The organism is Allobacillus salarius, assembly GCF_007559425.1.
Taxonomy (GTDB): Bacteria; Bacillota; Bacilli; order Bacillales; family Alkalibacillaceae; genus Allobacillus; species Allobacillus salarius.
Genome location: NZ_VMHE01000042.1, coordinates 1 through 6,765 on the forward strand (window position 1 = coordinate 1; position 6,765 = coordinate 6,765).

The following is a 6,765-nucleotide window of genomic DNA, read 5'->3' on the forward strand; positions in this document are numbered from 1 at the left end:
CAGACCGAAAGCGAGGAGGGGAAATAACCCTCCACCGGATCACCCTACTTTTTTACACAAACTTATTGACGGTACCAAGTTGTCTGTGCTATTTGAAGAAACAAATAATATAGAAAAAGTCCATGATTTAGTAACTATTGTATTGAAGTTTATTCAATTAGTTAGTCACCAGTTAAAAATTAATTTTAAGCCTATAATAATCGTGGGCAAAATTGATGGAAGAAGGCAAAAGTTAGGTACCTACCATAATAAACCATATGAATTAAGGAATATTAATGCTTTCCCTGTTATACAGTATGATTATTTCAAACCTTATATTGGACAATTATTACAATTTGCTGCTGATAATAAAAATATAAACTTGAATTTTTATCCTAAAGATATTAATGAATCGTATTCCTACGATATCGAAAGATTCCTTGCGATTTTCGCTGCATTTGAAAATGAATGCAAGGAGAATCCTGCCCTATACGAAAGAAAAGTAGATAACTCTCCCATGTTGATAAAAGAAGATTTATTGGAGGTAATAAATAATTTCGGTAACAATGATCAAATTAGTGCTGATGATAGAATTTTTTTAAGTCTAGTAAAAGGTAGAATTGCTCAGTTAGGCACTCAGTTTGGTCAGAGGAAAAAAATAGAAAATGCATATAAACAAAATATTAATATTCTCGAAGAATCGATGGAATTTATATTTCCAAGTGGGTTCAAAATAGAAGAAGTAGCAAGTTTTTTAGTGGAGTTAAGAAATAAAATCGTACATAGTAATTTTCATACCATATTTGACAGAGAAGAAACAAATATTATTCGATTTTTAGAGATTTTAACGTACGTAATGCTATTTAAAAGAATTGGAATTGAGGATAAAGGAATTGAAATATTGATAGGAGTTGTTTTTGGCTGCAATACAAAACATATGCAGATTTAATCGTTAAATCTGAAGGTAAAAGTGATAAAGGTTTAGGCGTATTGATGGTCAGTAACGTTTATTATACATAGATGTGATACGAATCTTAATATAGGTTTTAACAATAACAAAGGTTTTTGATTTAAGTAAATGTGTTATATTGTTTCAGAAACCTCATGCTGTAGAAAACCTAGTAAAAAGAATTAATTGAGAGGAGTGGCAGATGAATGTTAGGTCGTATGATGTATGATACAGTCACATTAGAAAAGCAAAATGGGGAACTTATAGAAAACATAAATGCAAATGTACAACCAGACATGATATTTATTGATGATGGCAGTTTACCTATTGAAGAATCCGATGTCTTAATTAGGAAACTCGATAATGGTTTAGTGGAAAGGTACAAGGTATTAGAAAGAGGGTTTTATAGCAAACAAATGGGGATTTCTGCACATTATCAATGCAAGGTTAAGAAGGAATCAGCTATTAAAGCACAACAACATCAACCGCAACAAATTGTTTATAATTTGAATGGTGCAAATTCAAGGGTAAATAACAACTCTTCTGATTCGTCTACAAATATTGTAAATATAAATAAAGAAAATTTATTTGAGGATTTAAAAGAAATAATAAAGGAGAATGTTGAAGACCCAAATGAAAAATTAGAGTTAATTGAGGCTGTACATAATATGGAGAGAAATCAGGGTACAAATAATTTTAAAGATTATTACGTTAAGTTTATTACTACAGCTGCCAATCACATGACTTTAATATCACCTTTCATTCCTGCATTAACTCAACTACTGGAATAAAGGAGTTCTCGTACATATTAAGGAAGTCTAGATAAACTACCAAAAAAACAAAATACATGGGAAGAAGGAAATACTGTTAAGCTTTGTGCAGTCGTAAGTAAAAATTATAATTAACCGTCTATTCAATTGAGAATAGACGGCTAATTACGTTTCAGAATAAGGATTATATGCCTTCTATAAAAGCCCCACCGGTTTTAAACAAGTTCACGACTTATTTCCTCAAATATATCTTCATCAAACTCGTAAACGACTTTCTTGATTGTACGGTCTTTAGGCTTTTCTCCAGTATTTACTTGAATTTCTTTGATAAGAAAATGGAGTAATTCTTTTTTATCATAGTCGTCTAGCAGGTTATAAAGTGAATTAAAATCATTGGCAATGTGATTAATTACTGGTAATAAGTCGTCACTGCTATTCTTTATTTCTATCTGCTTTTTTAGTAGTATTTTAAATTCCTTTTGTTCACTTTCTTGATTCTGTATTCTTTTCATTTCATCACTAAGTGTATCAATGTCGATTATTCTTTTTGTATAAAGTTGCAAGAGATCCTTCTTCTCTTTTTTTAATTCATTTAAATTTTTCTCTAGCAATTTAAGTTCCTCTTCAATTGGTTCAAGTTCACTTTTTAGGTTATCCATAACAACTGTTTGTAATGGTACAGAGAGGTTTAAATCGTTAAGGTAATTCATAACCTGTGATAAAACCTCTTGTTCCGCATACTCCTTTTTTACAAGGTTCGACTTACATGCTTTAGAACCACTGTTTTTAAAACGGCCACACACGTAATATTTGTACTTTTTGTTTGCATTCCCTTGTACCATTGCGCCTCCACAAGTAGGACACTTTAATAGACCCGATAATGGAAAGGAGCCGTTGTGTATTTTTTCTTGGGTATAACTACGTAGTGATAAAAGTTTTTGGGTTCTTTCCCAAAGCTCTTCACTGATAATTGGATAATGGTTACCTTTTTTATATTTACCTTTCCATTTAACATAACCATTGTAGATTTTATTATTGAGAATAGTTCTAACAGCAGTAATAGACCAATGATTATCCTTTTTAGTTTTGATACCTTGCATATTTAAATTACTAGCTATTTTTCTATAACCCCACATTTTATTGGAGTAACAATCAAAAATGTATTTAACTACTCTTGCTTCATCTTCGTCAATTACTAATTTCTTATTTATTAAATTGTACCCAAATACCCTTCCACCGTTAAAGTCGCCATTTTCAAATGTCTTTTCCATACCTAGTGATGTACGAAAGGAAATTAGATCTTTTTCAACTTCTGCAATAATACCTAAGATCTGATAGATTAATTTTGAATTAGGATCGTTTGTGTCGATATTATCAGCAATAGAAATTAAATTCTTGTTAGCTTTTTTAAGACGGCTAAAGATATATTGTGAATCTAGTGAATTCCGTGAGATACGATCTTGTTTAAATACAATGATGGAATCAATGTTATTCTCCTCTTGGAAAACATTATAAAACATCTCTTTAAACTCAGGTCTATTTGAAAAACTCTCCCCGGATGCTGGTTCCTCTACATATGTTTTTACAAGAATAATATTATTTTCCTTACAATACTTTTCTATTGCTTCAATTTGTTGTTCAATAGATGTGTTATCTAGTTGTTTATTTGTGCTAATACGAACATAGGCGTATGCTCTTGTATATTTAGTTATCATCTTTCATCCTCCAATTCAGTAATAAAAGTATCCGAGTATTTAATCATTAAGTCTGTTAGGAAGTTTAGAAAGTCATAGCCTTTTATTTTTGTTAACTCTTTATTTGTTGCGAGTTTAAGTTTGTAATGCTTATCAAAATCTAAAATTTCGTTTTTTATCATAATGAATGAACTCTCCCCTTATCTATTTGTGGATTAAACACACAAATAACAGCCGGCTAGTCATTTGCTGAAATATGATAACCGCGAAAAAATGATATTTTAAGAGGAAATAAAAACTTTTTTTTTGCAACTTGAAATTTTATATCGATCATTTAGAGTAGCTATATCATTTACAGTTTTTAATTACACAAAAAAGCTTGAGGTATGTTCAAACTCCTCAAGCTTTGAATAATTGTAGTATTTTGGTCTTTAATTAATATTCCTGTTACGGAAGATCAGGAAATAATACTGTTCCCTCTTCGGTAAAAAAGAGATGGGGTTTTTTATATCCAAGAAAGTGGACATAAAGTGATTTTCCTTCATAAAGATTATCTATATTGGTTACTAAGTTACAATATGGTATGAAACCTAATTTACCATCTTTCGAATAGGTATATACCTCTATTCCTTTGTCTAAGAACTTACGTATTCTTACCTTTGTTGTCTGGTGGATAAAAAAGCCCGTTCTATCAAATGCTCTCACTAATAAAATCTCCTTTTATATTCTTTTCATATATACTTCTATATTTTGGGCATTTCTGCAGTATTATGTAAAGAAAAATTTTTGTTATTTCCATTTCTGTACCATTTGTCCCATAACTCATGAAATACGAAGTTGTATTTAATCATTGTCTGATGTGATGTTTCAGTTGATTTAGATTTTAAATATACGATTACGGACCTCCCTTTAATCTAATGAAACTATTATAGCGATACTCATGTAAGAAATATACACTTTGTCTATAACCGGGTAGATAATAGTCATAAACGGTCAATTTAGAGTCATGTTTATATTTAGGATTTTTAAAGTTATATATCAATCTAATCAAATCACAGATCAAATGAAAAAAGAGACTATTATCTTTTTGACAAACTTAAATAACGTTCATTTAAAAGGTCATTACTGGGCTTCAGTAGTGATCTTTTTAAGTTACAGGAGCGTGGTCTAACTCCCCCGTCTTTAGACGGGATACGCTTTTAGCCTTGCTTTTCCCTGTCCATACTTAAAACTGAGGTGAGTAAGTATGGACGGATATCGGAAAAGCAGTCATACGGTCTATGATATAAAATACCATGTCATCTGGGTAACAAAGTATAGATACCATGTGTTACGAGGAGATGTCGCCCACCGTGCCAGGGAATTGATTAGGCAGGGGTGCGAAGCAAGGAATATTACGATATTGCAAGGAAGCGTAGGTAAAGATCATATTCACTTGTTGTTATCATGCCCGCCGAGTATTGCTCCAAGTAAGATCATGCAGTATCTCAAAGGAAGATCATCGAGATTATTACAAGAGGAGTTCCCGTCTCTGAAGAAGAGGTACTGGGGGCAACACCTATGGGCAAGAGGATATTTTTGTGCGACCGTAGGCAATGTGACGGAAGAAATCATTAGAAACTATATAGCAAATCAATCAACCGAGCCAGGGGGTGATATCTTCAGGATTGATGAATGAGTTTAGTCTAATTAAGTGAGCTTCAGCTTAAGGTCTTTCAGCGGACTTTAGTCTGAACAGCGACTTTTAGTCGCAGACATTTATGTCCAAATCCACCTGCTTTAGCAGGTGGTCGTTTAAATTTATAAAAAAATTTTATCTAACCTATTAAAATATGAAAAACACCACTTTATAATATTTAGGCTTTATCGTTGATAAAGCAACAGGACTAAAAATTATTCAATTAAAACGGAGAGGAAGGTGATAGAAATTAAAAAGAAACTAAAAAGAGCTGTAATTAAAGAGGAGTACGTCAAATTAACAGGCAGCACAGAAGAAGCAATCATACTAAATCAGTTTATTTACTGGAGTGAACGTACCAAGGATGTAAGTAAATATTTACTAGAAGAAAAAACAAGGTTAGAAAATGGCAGTAAGGAAGGTGATGTTTCCCTAAAATATGGATGGATTTATAAGAAGGCAGAAGAGTTAAAAGAAGAAGTGATGCTTAGCGTATCTGTAAATACAGTGCGGAAGCACATAAATCAACTGGTAAAAAAGGGATATCTAAATAAAAGAAGCAATCCTATCTATAGATGGGATAAAACATTTCAATATCGCGTAAATCTAGTAAAAGTGACATCAGATTTAAAAAAGATTGGATACCGTTTCGAAGATGAAAATTTGTTAACTGGAAGCGCAGATTTTGATGCTCGAGAAACAAATACTGAACAGTTGAATAATTATAATGAGTTTTCGAAACGCACAGGTATTACTGCAATACCAGAGATTACTACAGATACTAATACAAATAATTTATCAGAAATATCATCTTCATTGTCAATTGATGATGATATGAAATCCAATGATTCTAAACAATTTAATAAAATATGTGAACTTTATTTGAAGCTTAGTGGAAAGTCCAAAATATCATCTAATGACTATAAAGCTATTTTAGAAGTAGTCAAAGAGCAATGGAACACTAACCTAGTTCTGAAATGGATTGAGGATTGTTTTCGCCAGTTTAAGCCACAACACAAAAACGATCAAATTCGTTCTTTTCGATATGTAACAAACTATATTTTTGATCAAGCGCATAAAAACTATTTTTTTCAGGAGGTTGTTAACAATGAACAGAATACAGGAGATTATGTCGAAGATGAATATTTCGAACGATATGGGTGATTTGTCGTTGAAAAAGCCAGGGAAAATCACTAAGCCGTCAAATAAGTGTATTTATAATGAGTGTGATGGAAGTGGTATGATTCATTATCGCAGAGAAGATGGGACAGAAGCGATGACATTTTGCAAGTGTAGAGAGCAAAGACAATTACTAAATTCTATTAAAACTGCTAGAATTCCGAAAGAATATCATCATAAGAGCTTAGAAGATTTTAACGTTAACCATTATCAAAGTAAAGATGCTATAAAGCATGCAAAATATGCGCAAAAGGTAGCATCTGGATTTATCAAATCTTTTGAAACAATGAATGATATGGGAAAGGGTCTCTACATTTATAGCAAGACAAAAGGTACAGGAAAAACACTATTATCTATCATTATCATCTATGAACTAATGATGAAATATCAAATAAATCCACTTTATATTTCAGTGGTAAATATATTAAGTGAATTGAAGTGTTTATGGCAAACTAAAAATGTAGTCTTTGGCAGTTAATTTATGTAGGTGGCTGAGAAGCTACTGCATGAATAAAA

General features: G+C 31.7%; 7 protein-coding genes. 5 read left to right on the top strand and 2 right to left on the bottom strand.

All coding sequences use genetic code 11. From position 1 onward, the window contains the following. Together FPQ13_RS13585 and FPQ13_RS12605 are read left to right on the top strand one after the other, a co-directional pair. Nucleotides 1-928, top strand: a 928-nt coding sequence (locus FPQ13_RS13585; RefSeq protein ID WP_186279684.1) for a hypothetical protein, incomplete at its 5' end; no start/stop codon positions are given. A gap of 206 nt (nt 929-1,134) precedes the next feature. Next, complete coding sequence (locus FPQ13_RS12605; protein ID WP_144089680.1) at nt 1,135-1,719, top strand: hypothetical protein; 585 nt, start codon at nt 1,135-1,137, stop codon at nt 1,717-1,719. 194 nt (nt 1,720-1,913) lie between these two features. On the opposite strand, the gene FPQ13_RS12610 is transcribed toward FPQ13_RS12605, so the two are convergent. Together FPQ13_RS12610 and FPQ13_RS12615 are read right to left on the bottom strand one after the other, a co-directional pair. Beyond that, nucleotides 1,914-3,413 (bottom strand): recombinase family protein, encoded by a 1,500-nt coding sequence (locus FPQ13_RS12610; RefSeq protein ID WP_144089681.1) that lies wholly within the window; start codon nt 3,411-3,413, stop codon nt 1,914-1,916. Nucleotides 3,414-3,839: 426 nt separating this feature from the next. Beyond that, nucleotides 3,840-4,097, bottom strand: coding sequence for a hypothetical protein (locus FPQ13_RS12615; RefSeq protein WP_100332655.1), 258 nt, complete (start codon nt 4,095-4,097; stop codon nt 3,840-3,842). 541 nt (nt 4,098-4,638) lie between these two features. Here FPQ13_RS12615 and tnpA point away from each other — a divergent pair. From tnpA to FPQ13_RS12630, 3 genes are all read left to right on the top strand, one after another. Beyond that, the gene (gene tnpA, locus FPQ13_RS12620; protein ID WP_144089682.1) at nt 4,639-5,070 is read left to right on the top strand and encodes an IS200/IS605 family transposase; all 432 of its coding nucleotides are present in this window, start codon (nt 4,639-4,641) and stop codon (nt 5,068-5,070) included. 240 nt (nt 5,071-5,310) lie between these two features. Beyond that, a complete protein-coding gene (locus FPQ13_RS12625) occupies nt 5,311-6,234 on the top strand; it encodes a hypothetical protein (protein WP_144089683.1) in 924 nt (307 codons plus the stop codon). 7 nt (nt 6,235-6,241) lie between these two features. Continuing rightward, entirely contained in the window at nt 6,242-6,727 is a 486-nt protein-coding gene (locus FPQ13_RS12630) for a hypothetical protein (protein WP_144089684.1), read from the top strand. Nucleotides 6,728-6,765: the final 38 nt, after the last annotated feature.